At 63.5% G+C, this 19236-nt stretch carries 20 protein-coding genes and 1 pseudogene; 10 read left to right on the top strand and 11 right to left on the bottom strand.

Annotated elements, in window-relative coordinates:
- Window positions 1-109: 109 nt before the first annotated feature.
- Window positions 110-2350, top strand: coding sequence for a putative bifunctional diguanylate cyclase/phosphodiesterase (locus ACODSO_RS00705; RefSeq protein ID WP_489034271.1), 2241 nt, complete (start codon window positions 110-112; stop codon window positions 2348-2350).
- Window positions 2351-2371: 21 nt separating this feature from the next.
- On the opposite strand, the gene ACODSO_RS00700 is transcribed toward ACODSO_RS00705, so the two are convergent.
- The 8 genes from ACODSO_RS00700 to ACODSO_RS00665 form a co-directional block, all read right to left on the bottom strand.
- Window positions 2372-3058, bottom strand: a complete 687-nt coding sequence (locus tag ACODSO_RS00700) for a response regulator (protein WP_489034270.1) — start codon at window positions 3056-3058, stop codon at window positions 2372-2374.
- Window positions 3055-5508 carry a DUF4118 domain-containing protein gene (locus tag ACODSO_RS00695; protein WP_489034268.1) on the bottom strand — a complete coding sequence of 818 codons (2454 nt, stop codon included), beginning with the start codon at window positions 5506-5508 and terminating at the stop codon, window positions 3055-3057. The genes ACODSO_RS00700 and ACODSO_RS00695 overlap by 4 nt, the downstream gene beginning before the upstream one ends.
- Before the next feature lie 6 nt (window positions 5509-5514).
- Window positions 5515-6159: a potassium-transporting ATPase subunit C gene (locus ACODSO_RS00690; RefSeq protein WP_489034266.1), complete on the bottom strand. Its 645-nt coding sequence runs from the start codon at window positions 6157-6159 to the stop codon at window positions 5515-5517.
- Window position 6160: 1 nt separating this feature from the next.
- Entirely contained in the window at window positions 6161-8173 is a 2013-nt protein-coding gene (kdpB, locus tag ACODSO_RS00685; RefSeq protein ID WP_489034265.1) for a potassium-transporting ATPase subunit KdpB, read from the bottom strand.
- Complete coding sequence (gene kdpA / locus ACODSO_RS00680; RefSeq protein ID WP_489034263.1) at window positions 8170-9840, bottom strand: potassium-transporting ATPase subunit KdpA; 1671 nt, start codon at window positions 9838-9840, stop codon at window positions 8170-8172. Before kdpA ends, kdpB begins: the two co-directional genes overlap by 4 nt.
- Window positions 9840-9923 (bottom strand): potassium-transporting ATPase subunit F, encoded by an 84-nt coding sequence (locus tag ACODSO_RS00675; RefSeq protein ID WP_082897646.1) that lies wholly within the window; start codon window positions 9921-9923, stop codon window positions 9840-9842. Before ACODSO_RS00675 ends, kdpA begins: the two co-directional genes overlap by 1 nt.
- An 85-nt stretch (window positions 9924-10008) precedes the next feature.
- Complete coding sequence (locus ACODSO_RS00670; protein ID WP_068371024.1) at window positions 10009-10458, bottom strand: hypothetical protein; 450 nt, start codon at window positions 10456-10458, stop codon at window positions 10009-10011.
- Window positions 10459-10465: 7 nt separating this feature from the next.
- Window positions 10466-11020, bottom strand: a complete 555-nt coding sequence (locus tag ACODSO_RS00665; protein WP_068371021.1) for an RNA polymerase sigma factor — start codon at window positions 11018-11020, stop codon at window positions 10466-10468.
- A gap of 117 nt (window positions 11021-11137) precedes the next feature.
- Here ACODSO_RS00665 and ACODSO_RS00660 point away from each other — a divergent pair, with 117 nt between their 5' ends.
- From ACODSO_RS00660 to ACODSO_RS00620, 9 genes and pseudogenes are all read left to right on the top strand, one after another.
- On the top strand, window positions 11138-11611 hold the full coding sequence (locus ACODSO_RS00660; protein WP_489034260.1) for an Asp23/Gls24 family envelope stress response protein: 474 nt from the start codon (window positions 11138-11140) through the stop codon (window positions 11609-11611).
- Complete coding sequence (locus ACODSO_RS00655; RefSeq protein ID WP_068371015.1) at window positions 11608-11886, top strand: Asp23/Gls24 family envelope stress response protein; 279 nt, start codon at window positions 11608-11610, stop codon at window positions 11884-11886. The genes ACODSO_RS00660 and ACODSO_RS00655 overlap by 4 nt, the downstream gene beginning before the upstream one ends.
- Complete coding sequence (locus ACODSO_RS00650; RefSeq protein WP_489034257.1) at window positions 11883-12176, top strand: hypothetical protein; 294 nt, start codon at window positions 11883-11885, stop codon at window positions 12174-12176. The genes ACODSO_RS00655 and ACODSO_RS00650 overlap by 4 nt, the downstream gene beginning before the upstream one ends.
- A gap of 19 nt (window positions 12177-12195) precedes the next feature.
- Window positions 12196-12378: a DUF2273 domain-containing protein gene (locus ACODSO_RS00645; protein WP_068371009.1), complete on the top strand. Its 183-nt coding sequence runs from the start codon at window positions 12196-12198 to the stop codon at window positions 12376-12378.
- Entirely contained in the window at window positions 12368-12730 is a 363-nt protein-coding gene (locus ACODSO_RS00640; RefSeq protein ID WP_489034255.1) for an Asp23/Gls24 family envelope stress response protein, read from the top strand. The genes ACODSO_RS00645 and ACODSO_RS00640 overlap by 11 nt, the downstream gene beginning before the upstream one ends.
- On the top strand, window positions 12727-13602 hold the full coding sequence (locus ACODSO_RS00635; protein WP_489034253.1) for a hypothetical protein: 876 nt from the start codon (window positions 12727-12729) through the stop codon (window positions 13600-13602). The genes ACODSO_RS00640 and ACODSO_RS00635 overlap by 4 nt, the downstream gene beginning before the upstream one ends.
- A 137-nt stretch (window positions 13603-13739) precedes the next feature.
- Window positions 13740-14420, top strand: a complete 681-nt coding sequence (locus ACODSO_RS00630; RefSeq protein WP_489034252.1) for a DUF998 domain-containing protein — start codon at window positions 13740-13742, stop codon at window positions 14418-14420.
- 426 nt (window positions 14421-14846) lie between these two features.
- Window positions 14847-15242, top strand: a complete 396-nt coding sequence (locus tag ACODSO_RS00625; protein ID WP_489034251.1) for a bleomycin resistance protein — start codon at window positions 14847-14849, stop codon at window positions 15240-15242.
- Window positions 15243-15295: 53 nt separating this feature from the next.
- Window positions 15296-15558, top strand: a pseudogene (locus tag ACODSO_RS00620) (SDR family oxidoreductase); the annotation flags it as partial.
- A gap of 92 nt (window positions 15559-15650) precedes the next feature.
- On the opposite strand, the gene ACODSO_RS00615 reads toward ACODSO_RS00620, so the two are convergent.
- The 3 genes from ACODSO_RS00615 to ACODSO_RS00605 all read right to left on the bottom strand — a co-directional run bounded on the left by ACODSO_RS00615 (window position 15651) and on the right by ACODSO_RS00605 (window position 18936).
- Window positions 15651-16403 carry an EAL domain-containing protein gene (locus tag ACODSO_RS00615; RefSeq protein WP_489034249.1) on the bottom strand — a complete coding sequence of 251 codons (753 nt, stop codon included), beginning with the start codon at window positions 16401-16403 and terminating at the stop codon, window positions 15651-15653.
- Window positions 16400-17641: a PucR family transcriptional regulator gene (locus ACODSO_RS00610; protein ID WP_489034247.1), complete on the bottom strand. Its 1242-nt coding sequence runs from the start codon at window positions 17639-17641 to the stop codon at window positions 16400-16402. Before ACODSO_RS00610 ends, ACODSO_RS00615 begins: the two co-directional genes overlap by 4 nt.
- 122 nt (window positions 17642-17763) lie before the next feature.
- Window positions 17764-18936, bottom strand: a complete 1173-nt coding sequence (locus ACODSO_RS00605; RefSeq protein ID WP_489034245.1) for a GGDEF domain-containing protein — start codon at window positions 18934-18936, stop codon at window positions 17764-17766.
- Window positions 18937-19236: the final 300 nt, after the last annotated feature.

The following is a 19236-nucleotide window of genomic DNA, read 5'->3' as shown; positions in this document are numbered from 1 at the left end:
CGCAGCGGCACGCGCGCGTTCAAAGGGTCCTGCAGTAATCTCCAGAGCACAGTAGATTCGTGGATTACAACATCAGTTGAGGATTACGACACAGTTGAGGGGGCCTTCGATGAGTACGAAGGCTCACCCATTGCAGCGCCTGCTCGCTCCGACACCCAGGCTGGTCGGCCTCGGCTCGGTTATTCTCGCGGCGAGCGTCGTCTTCTATGTCGGAAGTGCGTCCATTCGCTCGGTCGTCCTCGGCACCTTCGCCCTCGGATCGATAGTCGCGATCAGTGTGGGGATTCGCCGGTACAAACCTGCCGACTCGACGTCCTGGTGGTGCCTGTTCGCGGCCGCTGCCCTGTTCCTCGTCGGTGTCGGTCTGCGTGGCGATCCCAGCATCTATCCCCTCGGCGTCACCACTCTGTCGAACGCGTTCATGCTGTCCGGCTACGTTCTCATCGGCACTGCCCTGGCGCGGTGGATACTCGAGCGTCGCTCACGCGACGACATCACCCCGCTGATCGATGCAGGTCTGATCGCACTCGGAGCGCTGTTCCTCTCCTGGGTGCTGCTGATCTCGCCGCTGCTGAACACCGAGATCGATACGGCCACCGCTGTCCTGAACGGCATCTACCCGGCTATCGACGCCGGCATGATCACCCTGGTCGCGTACCTTCTCATGTCCTCCAGACGCGGCAACACCTCGCTACGACTGCTTCTGCTGGCGTTGTTGGCCGTATTCGCCGGAGACATCGCCTACGCGCACTTTCTCTCCCGTGACTCACCGTTGTCGCCCGGTCTGCTCGACGGCATCTACCTGCTCGGATACGCATCCCTGGCACTCGCGGCACTGGACCCACAGATGGCCACGATGTCGCAGCGTCAGCGCGCGGCACCACGCCAACGTCGCCGCACCACGTTTCTGATCGTGATGCTGTCCGTGTCCGCGGCGATACCGGTCCTCGGAACCGCCGTGTCCACGCCCGACCTGGTCGTCCGGTCGACGCTGCTCTCGGCCATCCTCATCGGCAGCTTCCTTCGCGGCGAGCGCGCCATGAGCCTCATGGAGCGCAGCGAGGACGACGCCCGCTATCGGGCCGCTCACGACCCTCTCACCGGGCTGCCCAACCGAACGATGCTCGATGACCAGTTCACTCGACTCGGCGCACTCGACAAACCGGGCCGCATCTTCATCCTGTTCGTGGACCTCGACAACTTCAAGATGGTCAACGACTCGTACGGCCATCGCGTCGGCGACGAGATGATCGCGGCCACAGCACACCGTATCCGCGCGACCGTGCGTTCGTCGGACACTGTCGTCCGCTACGCCGGCGACGAATTCATCGTCATCGGCCGCTGCACGCGACCCGAGATGGAATCGCTGGCTCGGTCGCTGATCGATCGGATAGCGGAACCGTTCGTCCTCAGTGCAGCCATTGCCTACATCACCGCGTCCATCGGAATCGCTGCCACCACCCACCGCGCTCACGAACTGGACGATCTCATCCGCGAGGCGGACACCGCGATGTACCACGCCAAATCGCAGGGTGCCTCGCGGATCGAGTTCTTCGACGAGTCACTCCGGGCAGCTTCGACAGCTGCGATCGAAACAGCCACCGCACTGCGCGGTGCCGTCCGACGTGGTGAACTCGAAGTCCATTACCAACCGATCGTGATGACCTCCACTCGAAAGACCGTCGTCTACGAGGCACTCGTCCGATGGCGCCACAGCGGCAGATTGCGCGGACCCGGCGAGTTCATCGGCATCGCGGAATCGACCGATCTCATCGGTGAGATAGGCGAAGAGGTTCTTCGCACTGCGCTGACGGACCTGGCGGTACTGCGCGCGGAGGCCCAGGACGTGACCATGTCGGTCAACATCTCACCTGTGCAACTGCGCAACGACTCGCTGCCGGGGATCGTCGGAAAGCTCCTCGACGAACTCGGACTCAAGGGCTCCGATCTGGCGCTCGAAGTCACCGAGACTGCGCTCATCGACGACGTATACGCCGCCAAAGCCATTCTCGACCGGCTTGCCGCCATGGACGTCCTGATAGTCCTCGACGATTTCGGTGTCGGGTACTCCTCGCTCAGTCGCCTTCGTGAGCTCCCGATCGGGCTGCTCAAGATCGACCGCTCGTTCATTGCCGAAATCGGCACGACGGACACCGGCGGATCACTGGTATCTGCAATCGCTGCGATGGCGCGCGCGCTACCGGTCTCCATCGTCGCCGAGGGCGTCGAGACCGAACAGCAGGCACACGCGATCGAGGCCCTTCATTGCCGCTTCGCGCAGGGCTACCTGTACGGAAGGCCTGCGCCACTACAACACTGGCTGAAGCAGAGCGCCACAACAGCCTCCTGAGTCAGTGCCGGTGGCGGGTAGTCACACCAATCGATAGCCCATGCCGGTTTCGGTCAGCAGATGCCGAGGATGCGACGGATCGTCCTCGAGCTTCTGCCGTAGTTGGCCGAGGTAGATTCGCAGGTAGTGAGTCTCACGCTCATGCCGAGGACCCCACACCGTCTGCAGTATTTCTTTCTGCGACACCAGTTTTCCGCGGTTGCGCGCCAACAGCTCGAGCACTCCCCACTCGGTGCGGGTGAGATGGACCGTCTCACCGCCGCGGGTGACCTTCTTCGCCGCGAGGTCGACGATAAACGAATCCGTCACCACCACAGCATCTTCCACTGCCCGTGGCCCACGTCGCAGTGCTGCACGCAAGCGAGCGAGCAGTGCATCCATTTCGAACGGCTTGGTGACGAAGTCGTCCGCGCCCGCGTCGAGCGCCTCGACGGTGTCCGCCGAATCGGTTCGCGCCGACAACACGACGATGGGAATGTCGGTCCACCCGCGCAACCCGCCGATGACGTCGATGCCGTCGAAATCGGGTAGGCCGAGGTCCAGTAGGACTATCTCGGGATGAAAGTTCGCCGCCACCCGCAGCGCTTCGGCTCCGGACGCAGCGGTCGCCACGTCGTACCCACGCACCTTCAGATTGATACGCAGGGCCCGAATGATCTGGGGTTCGTCGTCGACGACGAGGATTCTGATCCGTGCAGTCTCGCTCATGGTGCAGCCTGCAGGTCCACGGTGATCGTCAGTCCACCGCCGGGTGTGTCCGAGGCGTCGACGCGGCCTCCCATAGCTTCGACGAATCCGCGGACGACGGACAGTCCCAGTCCTACCCCGGTGGTGGTGTTGCGGTCGCCGAGACGCTGAAAGGCGTCGAACATCGTCTTCTCGGATCCCCGTGCAATTCCAGGCCCACTGTCCGCCACGGTGATCGACGCTCGGTCTCCGAGCTGTGTTGCTCCGATTCTGATCACGCTTCCGGCTGCGTGTCGGACGCTGTTGTCCACCAGGTTCGCGAGCACGCGCTCGAGCAGTCCGGCGTCGGCAAGAACTTGTGTGTCTCCGACGTCGACGTGCACCGTGTCGGCCGACGCTGCCGTGCCGATCAGCGCGCGTTGGACGGCATCCTCGACGTACACCGGGGCGAGTGCCGGACGAACGACCCCGGCCTGCAGACGAGACGAATCGAGAAGGTTGCCCACCAGCGAGGTCAACTGATCCGCCGACTCGTCGATGGTGGCGAGCAGTTCGGCGGTGTCCTCGGCGGAGAACTCGACGTCGGTGCTGCGCAACGACGATGACGCCGCCTTGACGGCCGCGAGGGGAGTGCGCAGATCGTGACTGACGGCAGACAACAGAGCACGCCGGAGCACGTCCGCCTCGGCGAGCGCGGTGGCGCGGCTGGCTTCCTCGCTCAACCTGCCTTGTCGCACCAGCCCTGCAGCCTGATTCGCAACGGCTGCAAGCACCCGTCGATCACGTGCGCGGGTCCGGGGGCCGACGAGCAGCATCGTGAAGTCCCCTCCTGGAGCTTCTATCCGGGTATCCGCCTCCGTTGCCGTCTTCTCACCGACTGCACCGACGGTCACGCCCGTCGATTCTTCGACGAGCAGCACCGCACGCTGCCCATAGGTCTCGCGCACTTTCTCCAGCAGCGCATCGAGATCGGCACCTCGCAACACCGATCCGGCGAACAACGTCAGCAGTTCGGCTTCCCGGGATGCGTACCTGGCTTCGCGTGTGCGGCTGGCTGCGGCGTCGACCAATCCCGCCACCGCCACTGCCACGAGCAGAAGGACGACGGTGACGACGAAGTTCTCAGGTTCGGCGACGGTGAGACTGTAGCGCGGTGCAGTGAAGAAGTAGTTCAGCAAGAACCCGGCGATCAGTGCCGAGAGTGCCGCAGGTGCAACGCCACCGAGCAGCGCGACGCACAGCACGACCATGAAGAACAGTGCACTTTCTCCGGTGGAGTCGAGCCGTGAATCCAGGACGGTCAACAGGCCCGTCGCCACACACGGCACCACGATCGCAGCGATCCACGACAACACGCGTCGACTGCCACGGCCGACCTGGAGTCGCCAACCTCGCGCGCGCTCGTCGTGGGTCACCATGTGCACGTCGATCGTGCCCGAATTCTGCACCACCGCGGCGCCGATGCCCTCGTCCAGAATTCGGGCGGCACGCGAGCGCCGCGAGGTCCCGATCACCAACTGCGTCGCGTTGGCACCGCGGGCGAACTCCAGCAGGGTTGTCGGCACGTCCTCGCCGACCACACTGTGCATAGTGGCGCCGAGCGCAGCGGCCAACGTGCGCACCGCACCCATCTGCGGAGCTGATACCCCGGAGAGTCCGTCGCCCCGGACCACGTGCAGCACCATCAGTTCCGCACTCGACCGCGACGCGATCCGACTGGCTCGCCGTACCAATGTTTCCGATTCCGGTCCACCGGTGACCGCGACGAGGACGCGTTCACGAGCCTCCCAGGTATCGGTGATTCGATTGTCGTTGCGGTACTTCACGAGTGCGGAATCGACCTGGTCCGCGGTCCACAACAGAGCAAGCTCCCGTAGTGCAGTCAGGTTGCCGAGACGGAAGTAGTTGCTCAGTGCCGCATCGACTTTGTCGGCAGCATAGATGTTCCCGTGACTCATTCTGCGACGTAAAGCCTCCGGCGTCACGTCGACCAGCTCCACCTGCGCAGCACCGCGAACCACACTGTCCGGGACTGTTTCTCGTTGGGTGGCGCCGGTGATCTGCCGAACCACGTCGTTCAAGGATTCGAGATGCTGGACGTTGACGGTGGACACGACGTCGATGCCGGCATCGAGCAACTCCATCACGTCCTGCCACCGCTTGGGGTGCCGTGATCCGGGCGTGTTCGTATGGGCAAGCTCGTCGACCAGAACCAGGTCCGGCTTACGGGCCAGCACTGCCTCCACGTTCAGCTCCGGAACAACGACGCCCCGGTAGGTGATTTCGATCGGAGCGACCATCTCGATTCCAGCGAGCGCCGCCTCCGTGCGATCGCGGCCGTGCGTTTCGACGACCGCGGCAACCACGTCGCACCCGCGCCCCATGCGTCGGTGCGCCTCGTTCAGCATCGCCAGCGTCTTCCCGACGCCCGGAGCCGCGCCGAGATAGATTCGCAGCTCACCTGGCTCCACTGTCGGCTATCCCTCTCCGCTCGCGCACGATGGGGCAGTCAACCCGAGCGCCACGTTCAGCTCCGGCACGGCGACTGCCACTGCTCCGAGTACACCGTACTGCCGACCGTGCGTGTGTTCGCGGACGAGCGCCTCCACGTCGTGCTCGCTCAGTCCGTTGACCCTCGCAACCCGCGCCACCTGGAGGGCGGCGTATTCCTCGCTGATGTCCGGATCGATACCCGATCCCGATCCGGTCACCGCATCCGCGGGAACCTGCGCGGGATCCACCGACTCCCGCTGTGCGATGGCCGCACGGCGCTGCTCCACGAACTTCGCGAGCAGTTCACTGTTGGGGCCCTGATTCGTGGGGAGCGCGGCACTCGGGTCGCCCGGGGCGAACGCGTCGTCGTCGGCGACCGATCCGGTGGTGCGCGTGTGGAAGTACGGGTCCGGCTCTCCCTGCTGCACCTGCGGGTCGAGGCCGATCAACGAGCTCCCCACCACGCATCCGTTGCTGTCTCGCAACGGCGAACCCTCCGCCGAGGACGTGTCGAGCCTGCTGACGACCCAGACGGTCGCAGGATAGGCAACTCCGAGGAGTGCAGTGAACACTGCCAGAACTGCGAAGCCGGCCAGTGTCTGACGAAGAAAACTACGGAACAGTCGCATATCAGCCGATCCCTGGGACGAGTCGAACGAGTTGGTCGATGAGCCAGATCCCGAGGAACGGCGTCACGACGCCGCCGACCCCGTAGATCAGCAGGTTGCGTCGAAGCAGCGCCGACGCCGATGCTGCGCGATACCGGACGCCCTTCAGCGCCAGCGGTATCAGCGCGACGATGACGAGTGCATTGAAGATGACCGCGGACAGGATCGCCGACTCCGGCGTCGCAAGCCGCATGATGTTCAACGCGTCGAGCTGCGGGTAGAGGGGCGCGAACATTGCAGGCAGGATTGCGAAGTACTTCGCGAGGTCGTTGGCCAGCGAGAAGGTCGTCAGCGCGCCTCGGGTGATGAGGAGCTGTTTGCCGATCTCGACGATCTCGATGAGTTTGGTCGGATCGGAGTCCAGATCGACCATGTTCCCCGCTTCCTTGGCGGCAGACGTCCCGGTGTTCATCGCGACGCCGACGTCGGCCTGCGCGAGGGCGGGGGCGTCGTTGGTGCCGTCTCCGGTCATCGCGACGAGTCGACCGCCGTCCTGCTCCTTCCTGATCAGCGCGAGCTTGTCCTCCGGTGTCGCCTCGGCGAGATAGTCGTCGACCCCGGCCTCGGCGGCGATTGCTTTGGCCGTCAAGGGATTGTCACCGGTCACCATGATGGTTCTGATTCCCATGGCCCGTAGCTGACCGAACCGCTCGGCGATCCCCGGCTTCACCACGTCCGACAGCTCGACGACGCCGAGCGCCCTTACGGTGCCGCCTCGGGCTTCGGCAACGACGAGAGGTGTACCGCCGCCCTGAGCGATGTCGTGGACCGAACTCTCGAGCGCGTGATCCACCGAACCGCCGGCCGAGCGAACCCATTGAGCGACAGAGTCGGACGCACCCTTTCGGATACTCCTGCCGTCGATGTCGATGCCGCTCATTCGTGTCTGGGCGGTGAATGCGACGAACTCTCCCGCACGTTCGGTCTCGTCGGCCGTATCGATCATTCCGAAATCACGACAGCACAATTCGACGATGCTGCGGCCCTCGGGAGTGCCGTCGGCGAGCGAGGACAACCGAGCTGCACCTGCCAGCTCTTCCGCGTCGACTCCCGGCGCGGGGTGCAGACCCGTCGCACGACGGTTTCCGAAGGTGATCGTTCCGGTCTTGTCCATCAGCAGCGTGTCGATATCGCCGGCTGCTTCGACGGCTCGACCCGACATCGCCAGCACGTTGCGTTGCACCAATCGGTCCATTCCGGCGATACCGATGGCGGACAACAGCGCGCCGATAGTGGTCGGGATCAAGCACACCAGAAGAGCGATCAGGCGGATCGGATTCTGCGAGTCTCCGGCGTAGACGCTCATCGGTCCGATTGCGACGACGGCCAGAAGGAACACGATCGTCAACGACGCGAGGAGGATGTTGAGCGCGATCTCGTTGGGTGTCTTCTGCCTGCTTGCACCCTCGACGAGTCCGATCATCCTGTCCACGAACGTCTCTCCCTGCGCCGCAGTGATCCGAACGACGATCTCGTCGGAGAGCACTGTGGTTCCGCCGGTGACTGCCGATCTGTCGCCACCGGATTCCCGCACCACCGGTGCCGATTCGCCGGTGATCGCCGACTCGTCGACGGAGGCGATTCCGTCGATCACATCTCCGTCCCCTGGGATCACCTCACCTGCCGACACGATCACCTCGTCACCGACCGAGAGCTCCGCCGCACGCACCTCGGTCACGACACCGTCGGCGCCTCGGCGTCGAGCAGAACTGTCCTGCTTGACCTTTCGCAGGCTCGCGGCCTGCGCCTTGCCTCGACCTTCGGCCACCGACTCGGCCAGGTTGGCGAACAGCACCGTGAACCACAACCAGCCCGCCGTTGCCCAGGCGAACACCGTAGGTTCCATGGCTGCGAGCACGGTGGTGACGATCGAACCGACGAACACGATGAACATGACAGGGTTCCGTGCGAGGTGGCGAGGGTCCAGCTTTCGGAATGCGCCGACTACAACGTCAGCGGTCAACAATCCGGTCATCGAAGAGCCTCCGCGATAGGGCCGAGCGCAAGCGCCGGGAAGAAGGTCAAAGCCGACACGAGAACGACTGTGCCCAGCAACAATCCACCGAACAGTGGGCCAGTGGTGGGGAGCGTTCCGACGTCTGCCGAGGTGCGCTTGGACTTGACCAGCGAACCGGCGAGCGCGAGCACGAACACGATCGGAAGAAAGCGACCGAGGAGCATGGCCAGACCCAGCGATATCTGGAACCACTCACTCGTCACCGTCAGACCACCGAACGCGCTGCCGTTGTTGTTGGACGCGGAGGCGTACGCGTAGAGCACCTCGGTGAAACCGTGGATCGCCCCTGCAGTGCCAGGATCACCGGAATTGCCTTGAAAACCCTGCGTGGAGTCGAGAATCACGGTGATCGACGTGCCGAGTAGCACCAGCGCCGGCATGACGAGCACGGACAGTGCAGCCATCGTGATCTCGCGACGACCGAGCTTCTTGCCCAACAATTCCGGTGTTCGCCCGACGAGCAAACCGCCGACGAAGACCGCAATGATCGCCAGAACCAACAAACCGTACAGCCCACTTCCCACTCCACCCGGCGCAATCTCGCCGAGCAGCATGTTCAGCAGCACCGCGCCACCACCGAGCGACGACATACTGTCGTGAGCGGAATTGACTGCACCAGTGGATGTTCCGGTCGTGGATACCGCGAACAACGCAGATCCAGGTATCCCGAACCGAACTTCCTTGCCCTCCATCATGGCGCCTGCAGCCTGCGCCGCGACACCACGCGCACCCGATTCGGCGGTGAGCGTGACGGCGAGAAGTCCACCCCACAGCACTGCCATGACGGCCAGGAGAGTCAGCCCCTGCTTCCGGTTGCCGACCATCGTCCCGAACGTCCTGGTGAGTGCGACGGGAACCAACAGCAGCGCAATGATCTGCACGACGTTCGTCAGCGGAGTGGGATTCTCGAACGGATGCGCCGAGTTGGCGCCCAGAATGCCACCACCGTTGGTTCCGACTACCTTGATCGACTCCTGCGACGCGACGGGAGCCAGTGCATTCTTGACCGTCGTTCCGTCGACTCCGGTAGAGACGAATCCGGTCGAGAACGACTGAACAACCCCCTGAGTCAACATGATCAGAGCAACCAGCAAGGACAGCGGGAGCAGGATCCGCAACGTCCCCCGCGTCAGGTCGACCCAGAAATTGCCGATCTCACCGCGCGAGCGAACCCGTACGAACCCTCTGACGAGCGCAACGGCGACCGCCAATCCGACAGCGGCGGACAGGAAATTCTGCACCGCCAGCCCGAGGGGCTGCGTCAGGTTCGACATGGTCGTCTCTGGAACGTAGGACTGCCAGTTGGTGTTGGTGACGAACGACGCGGCGGTGTTGAACGCCACGAGCGGACTCACCCCTGGCAGTCCACCGTTCAGCGGCAACACCCCTTGGATGCGCTGCAGGACGTAGAGCACGATCAGGCTCGCGGCGGAGAATCCAAGCAGGCTCGTGGCGTATCCCACCCAGGTCTGCTCGGCCTTCGGATCGATGCGGCACAGCCGATAGAGCATCGACTCGACGCGGCCGTCACGGGGAGCGTCGAACACCCGGGCCATGTAGTCACCTAGTGGCACATACGCAGCGGCGAGCACTGCGATCACGATGGGGATCTCGAGGCCGCCCATCAGAACTTCTCTGGATCGAGCAGCGCCACAAGAAGGTAGATCACGGCTAGTGCAGCCAGACCCACAAGCACGATTTCAGTCATCGGGCAAGCATCGGCTCTCGTCCCGGCCGCGGACGAGTTCCTTACGTAGCGCTTACGCCCTCAGCAGCGGTTCTTGACGAAGTTCTTACACGTCGATGTCGTCGACGCGAACGTCGACGTCCGAACGGACCAGCGGGACCCCGAGGGTGTCCGCCGCCACGCCGATGGCAATGCGCGCCAGATCGTTTCCGACCGCTTGCAGATCGCTGCCGTAGGCACCGACGACGGCGATCGACATTCCGGTGCACGTGTGATCGTCGAGATAGAGCGATATGTCGGTCGGCTGACATCCGTGAACGCCGGTGAGCGCCCCAAGCACTGCTCTGCGAACGACCTGGTCGCTGACGCGCAGCGAATCGGCCTCGCGGCCCACGGGAGACGTGGGATACGACGCGTCGACCGGCCACGTGCGTCGCGTCGTGGCTCGGACCTTGGAGATGATCGAGCTGCTGATGTCCACCCAGCGCGGTTCCTCGGGTGCGTCCCGCAGCTCGCGGGCGGCCCGGTCCAGAATCGAGTCGGGGTCCGGCGTCATCGTCGCATCACTGCCATGCCGCCAACCTTTCGCTCAGAGTTGTTCGTGCTCGTTGCAGCTGCCCGCGAACTGCACCAGCCGACAATGTCATGATCTGCCCGATTTCCGGATGTGTCATCCCTTCGACCTCACGCAGCAACCAGCACGCACGCTGGCGATACGGCAACTCGGCCAAGGCACGGCCGAGATCTTCCATGAAGTTCTCGGCCGTCGCGCTCTTCTCCGGGTCTCCGGTGGCATCGGTGCTGCTTCGCTCGAAGATCCAGTCCTCGGCGGGCGCCACGGCTCGCTTGCGCCGGTGGTCCACCACTTTGTGGGACACCAACGAGAACAACCAGGTCCGCAGCTTCGAATCGCCCCGAAAGGTGTCCAGACCCTTCCACGCTGCGACAAACGCGTCCTGCACCACTTCCTCGGCAGCACCGTGATCGGACAGCATGTTGCTTGCGTAGCGGAACATCTCAGGGCCGTACCGCGCAACGATCTGCTCGAACGCATCGGTGTCGCCGAGAGCTGCGTTGCTGACGAGGACGTGGTCCGTCCGCAACGCCTCGTCGTTCACGACACCGTTCTACCAGGGATGGCGCATTGTGTCCCAGATCACCCGACTCAGGCGTGCTCTTTCGGATTCTGGGTACGACCTACTTCCGACACAATCGCACTCGAAGAGAGAGAAACAATGAGCAGCCAGACACTGGACAAGTCGGACGCCGCATCTTCGCAGACTGCAGTGACTCCCAAGACCGATTCCGCGCTCGTGAGCACCACCGGGCGGACCACCATCGCCGACACGGTCGTATCGAAGATCGCCGGAATCGCGACACGTGAGGTCGAGGGTGTCCACGACGTCGGGGGCGGCACGTCCCGCGCGATCGGCGCTCTGCGCGAGCGGATTCCGGGTGCGCGCGTCAACCAGTCACAGGGTGTGTCGGTCGAGGTCGGCGAGCGCCAGGCAGCCGTCGACATCGACATCGTCGCCGAGTACGGCGTGTCCATCGCCGATCTCGCGTCGGGCATCCGTCGCAACGTGATCACCGCCGTCGAACGGATGACCGGCCTCGAGGTCACCGAGGTCAACATCGTCGTGCACGATGTCTTCCTCGACGAAGGTGACGACGAGGGTCAGGAAGTCACGGGAACTCGAGTTCAGTGACCGAGCAACCCGACATCTCCGAAGTCATTGCCGATGCAGTGCTGGCGATATCAGGTGTCGCCCGCCTGCACGGCGGGATGTTCGGTGAAGCGGCCACGTATCTGCCGGGCAGGCGGGTGTCGGGTATCCGGATCGGCGACGACGGCGTCGAAGTCCATGTGTCTGTCGCCGCCGGTAGTTCGATTCGTGAGACGGCCGATGCGATCCGTACAGCCGTCAGTGCGCTGTCGGCCGGGCCCGTTCACGTGACCGTGGAGGACGTAGTTCGAGTATGACCCGATCTGCCGAACACACGGCTGCTCGCCGAGCCGTTGCCCGCGCACATCACCCGGACGTCGGGGGAGACCCCGACGTCTACGCGGCCGAACTCGCGGCCGTGGAACGCAGGTTCGTCACGGCGCCCGCCACATTCGGCACGGCGCCCGCCACATTCGGCACGGAGCCCTCCACGTTCGAACCCATCACTTTTCGACGCAGCGTGTGGAAGCACCGAAAGCGTTCAGTCACAACAGCAGTCGTACGCTCCCTCAACCGGGTGCGATCCAAGCGCTACTTCGAGATCTAGCCAGGAGCAACATCACATCATGACGACTTCGACCATCGGTCTGTTCGTAGGACTTCTGTTGGCGATCGCGGCTGCAGCAGGCGGATTCACCGGATTCCTGTTCGCAGTCGTCCTCGCTGTAGCCGGCTTCGCAGTCGGCCGGTACATCGACGGCGAACTCGACGTATCGGCGTTCTCTCGCGGACGCAGGCATGACCGATAGCGAACCAGGCGGCGACGCTACGCGGGGCACCCTCGAAGTACGGGAACGCGTCGTCACGCGTATCGCCGAGATCGCAGCCGGACGTGTCTCGGGTGTCGAACGCGTTGCCGGTGGGTTGACGGCGCGCACGCTTCCACACGTCGAGGCATCCGTGCGCAGCGGACGGGTCACGGCGACGGTCGAGGCCGCAACGCGATGGCCGACGCCGATCGCCGACGTCGCATCTCGTATTCGTACCGCAGTGTCCGAGGACCTCGTCCGGGCCAGTGGCCTCGACGTCGACGCGGTCGATGTCCGCATTCATTACGTTGCACCCGAACGTAATTCCACTACCACCAGGAGAGTCGAGTGACCCCGAAAGCAGCGCCGAGGGCGACACCGATCGCGGTGCTTCTTGCAGTTGCCCTGTGCGTTCTCGGCATCATTTTCGGGCGAGACGCTCTCGTCGAGTTCGGCGCGATCTCGGGTACCGCATGGATCAGCCCGCTCCTCGACACACTCGTCGATTCGACTGTGTCGTCGGCATTGCTACCGGTCGGGATCGCTATCGCAGTACTGGGGTTGATACTCGTCGTCCTCGCCCTCCTGCCACGAAAGAAGACACACCGTCTGTCCGACTCCGAGGGAGTATGGCTCGGGCGGCGCCCGGGACGCACACGGATCTCGTCCATCGGTACCGGTGCCGCTGTCTTCGATCGATTGGCCACCGTCGTCGTCGGCGCCGTGCTCATGGCTATCGGTGGAGCTGCTGCCGCGTGGCAGCGCGGACAACTTCCGGATCAGGTTCACGATGCCCGCAGAACGTTCGAGACGTGGTCACCCGGCAGCTGGGCGGACATGGCGTGGTGGCCGTGGGCTCTGACCGTTGCCGCCGTGTTGGTGCTGGTCATCGGTCTTCGGTGGCTGTACGCGCACCGGCCGAGACGGCAGCCTGCCAGGTTGGTCAGCGAGAACGACGAACACGCCAGTGTCGACCTCGTGTCGGCTGCACAGAATGCGGCAGCCGAGTTCGAGTCGACTCCTGGAATTGCCTCGGCGAGCGGCCGGGTGCTGGATGTCAAGAAGCAGCGCGTACTCAGGATCTCCGGCGTCACCGACAACAGCGGAGTCGCACACGAGGAGCTCGTGGCGTCTGCGGCGCACCTGCGTACCACGTGTGCCTCTGCCCTCACGGGCCTCGCCGTGGAAGTTCAGGTTATGATCGATCTCAGACCAGCTCGGTAGCCCAGGACTGGGCGTGTTCTCAGGTTGGCCACGTACAGTCGACCCTCCGGCCTCGTCCGCTTCGCCAGAAGGATCACACCATCACCTCGTCGAGTTCTGCGCACAATCTGCGCCACGCTGCAGCGGGGACCGCATGGGTGCTGAGCTTCGCTTACGTGCTGGCAGAGCTGTTCACGGCCTCGGCGTGGAGCACACCCTACAGCTTCGCGCGAAACTCGATCAGCTCTCTCGGAGTCACCAGCTGCGAGGTGGACTCGTGCTCACCGATGCACGACGTCATGAATTCGACTTTCGTCGCGCTGGGAGTGCTGACGCTGGTAGGCGCGTACTTCTTACATCGACACATCCGGAACGGGCGGTCGAAGAAGTGGATCCTCTCGCTCGCCGTCGTCATCGCAGTCAGTACCGCGGCGACGGGACTGTTCCCCGCGAACGACGGAACCATCACGCACTGGGCTGCAGTGATGCCCGGCTTCGTCGCCAGACACGTGGTTCTCGTACTCATCGCCTGGCACCTCTGGCACGAGCGTCGGATGGTCGCGTTGTGGTCCGCTCTGTGCGCGCTGGTCGGAGTTGTCGGGGCCATCCTGATGCTCGCCCAGACACTCCACTTCGGTTTGGGTGAACGCTTGGCCCTCTACCCGATGCCGGCCTGGATGGCGGTGACCGGTGCCGCGGTCCTCCTCGCCCTGGCCCGTCGTACGGTTCTGCGTCGCTTCGACTTCTCCTGGCTCGGCTACCTACGCATCCCCCTCCGCGTCCGCACGGAGCCGAGGCCCGCCCTCTCTGTCGCGCCGCTCGTTCCCAGTTCCGAATAGGTCGTTGGTGGCGTAGCTCAGATCCAGGCCGTCACCATGCCAAACGGGAACGGGTCACAGCCCAATGCGTGGCCTCTTTGGTTGGTTCGGATCGGCTGGCAAGGGCGGTGGCCAGCGGTCGGGTCAGTAGTTTCGTCCCAGTGCTCGCCGACGTAGCTGGGGTCGAAGTCGGCGGATGCGGTCGCTGAGTAGCGACGTCGGATGTCGTCTTCGAAAACGAGGCGGTCCTGCCAGTGTTTGTCGCCCTCAGGTGCGCGGTCCCGGTGCCGGACAGTGGATGCGGTTCGGGCCGAACACGGGCCCGACACGGCTGGGTACACCCAGTAGCTATCACGCGAGCTCGTCGATGGTGAGACCGTCTTGTTTGGATCCGGTCACATACAAGGTGGCTGCAAGGTCCACCGGTAGGTCGTACGCTTGGATGCTGTGGCCGACCATGCTGTACCGAACCTGCCATCTCGTGATTTCGATGACACGCTCACCTTCTATGGCGGGTTCGGGTTCGAATTGGCCTACCGAGATGATGGCTGGCTGATTCTCAACCGTGGAGCACTCCGGTTGGAGTTCTTTCGGTTTCCTGATCTTGTGCCCGAAGACAGCTCGTTCATGTGCAGCATCCGCGTAGACGATGTCGATGAACTGTATCGAAAGATCGAGGATGCAGGTGTCGTGGTAAGGCCCGCCGGGCGTCCTCGACTGCATCCAGTGCGGCTTCAGCGCTGGGGGCAGCGCGTCGGGTTCCTCGTGGATCCCGACGGGACACAGCTGAATTTGATCGAAAACCTCGACGCGCCATCCACACGCACGACCGACTCCCCCTAGCTACCGAAAGCAACACGTCCCACGTCGAACGATTTGACCGTACGTTGTACGGTATGACTGGCTTGGTGACCGGAGCTACAGGCAACATAGGAAGAATGCTCGTCGATCACTTGATCGCGGCGGGCGCGAGCGACATCCGCGCGCTCACCAACAAACCCGAGGTCGCGGACCCGCCGACGGCGTCGAGGTGGTGAAGGGCTACCTCGGCCGAGTCGAATCGCTTCCCGCTGCGTTCGATGGCGTCGACAGTGTTTACCTCGCCCCACTGGAGAAGACCGTGCACCAGGTACTCGAGTTGGCGAAGTCAGCACAGGTCGACAATCCCCAACTCGTCGGCACCACGGCCGCCGACCTAACCGGGAGATCGACCACATTTGCACAGTGGGCTCGCGAAAAATGTGAAGGAATTCAGCTGAACCTCGTTCGCACATCCGCCCCCGTCGACGCGGCCCCGAACAACCAGCCCTGCCCGAGAGTTGCTCCGAGCCGAATCGCCCGAGCCCGATCACGTTCCGATTCGATTCCTTCGGCCAGGATCACGGCACCGCTGGAGGCTACGTATCGACGAACTGCGGACATCACCCGAGCGCTGCGGAACGAATAGGGTCGACGCAGAATCGATGCGTCGAGTTTGACGATGTCCGGCTCGACGAACGTGAGTGCCGTCAGCGTGCCGGGGTTGGATCCGACGTCGTCGAGTGCGATCGAAAAGCCCCGTCGTCGCGCAGAATCGACCATCGAGCGCACACGCTCCTGGTCCCCGTCGAGCCCACGCTCGGTGATTTCGAGAACCACGTCGCCCTCGCATTCCAGCGCGTCGAGATGCGCCTCGGTACGTGCACGATCGGTGATACCCGACGGCTCGTAGTTGAGGTACAGCGCCAGGCCGTCGGTCAGGTTTGCCGAACGAGCTTCCTTCACCGCGGCTGTGCGACAGGCGAAATCGATGTCGGCCACCACACCCCGAATACGGGCGAGCGCGAAGACCTCGGCAGGATCGACACCCTCGACGGTAGGCCAGCGAGCGAGCGCTTCGATTCCGACTACCGCATCCGACTGCAAGGACACCACCGGCTGAAAGCACGGCACCATGTCGTCGATCGCAATCAGAGCTGCTCGCGCTGCGATCGAGGTGACGGGTGCGGTACGGGTGATTGTCACGTGGGCTTCTTCGGATCGAGTGAGTCGGCGATCAACGCAGCGTGCAGAGCGCGCAGACCAGAGGACTTCATCGGGTCGATGCCGGTGATCTGCTCGATGCGCTTGAGTCGGTAGTCGACGGTATTGGGATGGACCACAAGCTGAGTCGCTGCCTTCTTCCGGTTTGCCTCGGTGGAGACAAACGCTTCCAGGGTCGGCAGCAAGTCCGGCACCCGACGAAGCGGGTCGAGCATTCTCTTCAGATGTCGACGCCCGACTCCGGGGCGAGCGATCTGAAATTCCAAGGCCAAGTCCGCAATTCGATAGACACCCGGTCGGTAACTCAGTCGTTGAACGAGTCGGAGAAGTTCGTATGCGTTCTCGGCAGCACCGGGAACACGCTCGGGTATCGCCGTCGCGGCGGCCGCCGAGACCAGCACCCCGCCCGCGTCGGTCAGGAGAGACACGAGTTCTTCTGCTGCGTGCTCGGCCGCATCGGGAATCAGGATGGTTCCACCCGACGGACTCAGGATCGCCGATGGGGGAGCAGGAGAGAAGTAGTCGGACATCGCTGCGGAGATCGTCTGAAGCTTGCGGGACGCCGCCGCTTCGCGGGCACCGGGCGCACCTGTCTCGTCCGCGTGGGGCGGAAAATGAACGGCAACGACCTCATAGGAGGCCGCCAACTCGGTACCGTTTCGTTCTGCCACCGCCGAGGCGGCAGGATCACCGCCCAACAGAGCCGTGACCACTGCGTGAGCCTGATCCTGGCCCTGGACTGCGACGGCCTTGTACTCGTCGAGGTACGCCGAGGAGACCGCTTCCGAGACGACGTCGAGAAGACCGAACATCAAGACTGCTCCATCGACGAGGGCTTCATGTTCACCGTCGACGGCGTGGAGAGCAACCAAACGAAGGCCGACCGAGAACCCTTCGTGAAACGCGTGCTGGATTGGTGCCAAGGGCACGCCGATGCGTGCCCACTTGCCGGCCGCACGACGAAGGCGATCCAACTGCGGTGCCGACGGCTGCCTTCCACTGTCGAGGACATCGGCGGCGAGTGCGACGCATTCGGCCGTGATGTCGGCGACAACTCCGCGTCCGAGCTCATCGGTCAGATCCGGGCACTCGGTGGTACCGACAATATGCTCTACCAGCTGATTCGTCGTATCCCGCGACACACGCAATTGGTGCGACGCCGGCTGCCCACCCAAACTCAGACCCTCGGTCGGATCCATGGACACCATCGTTGTTGCCATCGACAAACCCATCCTCTCAGCACAGTCGTTCACTGCCCCTGCCCCAGAAAGGTAGCGCACAAAACAGTCACGCGGGCCATTTTCAAGCGTTGAAACCAACTTGAAGTTTGTTTGAGTCGTCCTCAGAGGGAATGCACGGACATCTGGTTGCCCCCCGCGGCCTTCGAGCGGTACATCATCGAATCCGAAGACCGAAGCATTCGGCCGATGATGGACTGGCCGGCGTGCCGCAACACCGAGTCCGATTCGAGGATGGATACCCCGAAGCTGGCCGTGATCGGAACGTCGTCGTCCTTGTCGTGGACGGCTGCGACCGCCTCCAGCAATCTGAACTCGACAGCAGTGCGCTCACCCGACATCACGACGACGAACTCCTCACCGCCGGTTCGCGCCGTGATCCCGCTGTCGCCGACGATTCGTTCGAGTCTGCGTGCGATGTCGGTCAACACTCGGTCACCGGCGTCGTGACCGTAGACGTCGTTGACCGCTTTGAACTTGTCGACGTCGACCATGGCAACCGCAATCGACTCGTCCTTACCGACCGCCGAATCCCACAGGTCGAGTACTGCGGAATCGAAACCACGCCGATTCAGCAGCCCAGTCAGCGGATCACGAGCCGACCGGCGAGCGTCGCCGGCGATTGCGGTCCATGCGATATGGGCGAAAACCGGCACACCCGCGATTGCCGTGAGGATTACCGTGAGCACCGCGAGAGTCGTCGCCGGATGCTCGCCGCTGCTCGACCACCCGCGCCACGCCGAGAAGACGACGAAGCCGCACGAGAACAGCAGATGGGCGACCATCCACCGAGGGCTGAGAAAGAAGGTGCAGAACGCACCGGTGATGACGAACAGTGCACTGCCCATGGTCGCCGCTGTCGCGTCGTAGCAGGCGAGTACGGACGCGAGACCGACGTCGCCGAAGATTCCGAAGGCAATGAAGCCGTATTTCTTGGGCACCGGACAGACGATAAGAACGTATGCGACGGCGACCTGCACGACGAGGACGAAGCACACCCACAGCCGCGCCTCGAGAACCTGCGGTCCGCGCGGGCTGAACAGCATGATTGCCGACGTCAACGCAAAGATAAGGGTCGCGAGACTGAAGACACCCCGAATGACCGTGTGCAGGTGTCGGACCGAGCGATGTGCGACGATCCACTCGTAGTCGTGCGGCTGATGGAACCAATCCGAGAATGCAGCTGCGCCCTGAGACAACGTGCCTCGACGATGCCTGCCGGAACGCTTGGCACCGAGAGTCTCGCGCTCGGTCAGCTTCCCCTCGAGTGTCGTCACGATCCATCCCCCAAACAGTTCTGTGAGATGCCAAGGGTGAAACGCCCCTCAGCGTGTGCAAGATCACGCTAATGCAGCAAACGGGTTCACAGTTTGTTTTGAAGCAGTCGGCCGCACGTGCAGTCGGATTCGAGGAGATCTACCGAAGACGCAGGTGCACCCTCGTCACAAGTCCCAATTGATTCCGTAGATCTACCAAGGTGTCGATTTCGGTCGGTCCCGATCGTCATAGCTGTGTGCGACCGCACGACGCGGTACACAGTGGAACGACATGAAGTGGAACGACACCGAATGGGAGAC

Source organism: Rhodococcus sp. FG69, assembly GCF_057808915.1.
This window is presented reverse-complemented; position numbering and strand designations above follow the sequence as displayed.

What these genes read in the sequence shown, in the direction of transcription:
- ACODSO_RS00705 (WP_489034271.1), top strand. Translation starts at nt 110, where the DNA reads ATGAGTACGAAGGCTCACCCATTGCAGCGCCTGCTCGCTCCGACACCC.
- ACODSO_RS00700 (WP_489034270.1), bottom strand. Translation starts at nt 3,058, where the DNA reads ATGAGCGAGACTGCACGGATCAGAATCCTCGTCGTCGACGACGAACCC.
- ACODSO_RS00690 (WP_489034266.1), bottom strand. Translation starts at nt 6,159, where the DNA reads ATGCGACTGTTCCGTAGTTTTCTTCGTCAGACACTGGCCGGCTTCGCA.
- kdpB (WP_489034265.1), bottom strand. Translation starts at nt 8,173, where the DNA reads ATGACCGGATTGTTGACCGCTGACGTTGTAGTCGGCGCATTCCGAAAG.
- kdpA (WP_489034263.1), bottom strand. Translation starts at nt 9,840, where the DNA reads ATGGGCGGCCTCGAGATCCCCATCGTGATCGCAGTGCTCGCCGCTGCG.
- ACODSO_RS00675 (WP_082897646.1), bottom strand. Translation starts at nt 9,923, where the DNA reads ATGACTGAAATCGTGCTTGTGGGTCTGGCTGCACTAGCCGTGATCTAC.
- ACODSO_RS00670 (WP_068371024.1), bottom strand. Translation starts at nt 10,458, where the DNA reads ATGACGCCGGACCCCGACTCGATTCTGGACCGGGCCGCCCGCGAGCTG.
- ACODSO_RS00660 (WP_489034260.1), top strand. Translation starts at nt 11,138, where the DNA reads ATGAGCAGCCAGACACTGGACAAGTCGGACGCCGCATCTTCGCAGACT.
- ACODSO_RS00650 (WP_489034257.1), top strand. Translation starts at nt 11,883, where the DNA reads ATGACCCGATCTGCCGAACACACGGCTGCTCGCCGAGCCGTTGCCCGC.
- ACODSO_RS00645 (WP_068371009.1), top strand. Translation starts at nt 12,196, where the DNA reads ATGACGACTTCGACCATCGGTCTGTTCGTAGGACTTCTGTTGGCGATC.
- ACODSO_RS00640 (WP_489034255.1), top strand. Translation starts at nt 12,368, where the DNA reads ATGACCGATAGCGAACCAGGCGGCGACGCTACGCGGGGCACCCTCGAA.
- ACODSO_RS00610 (WP_489034247.1), bottom strand. Translation starts at nt 17,641, where the DNA reads ATGGCAACAACGATGGTGTCCATGGATCCGACCGAGGGTCTGAGTTTG.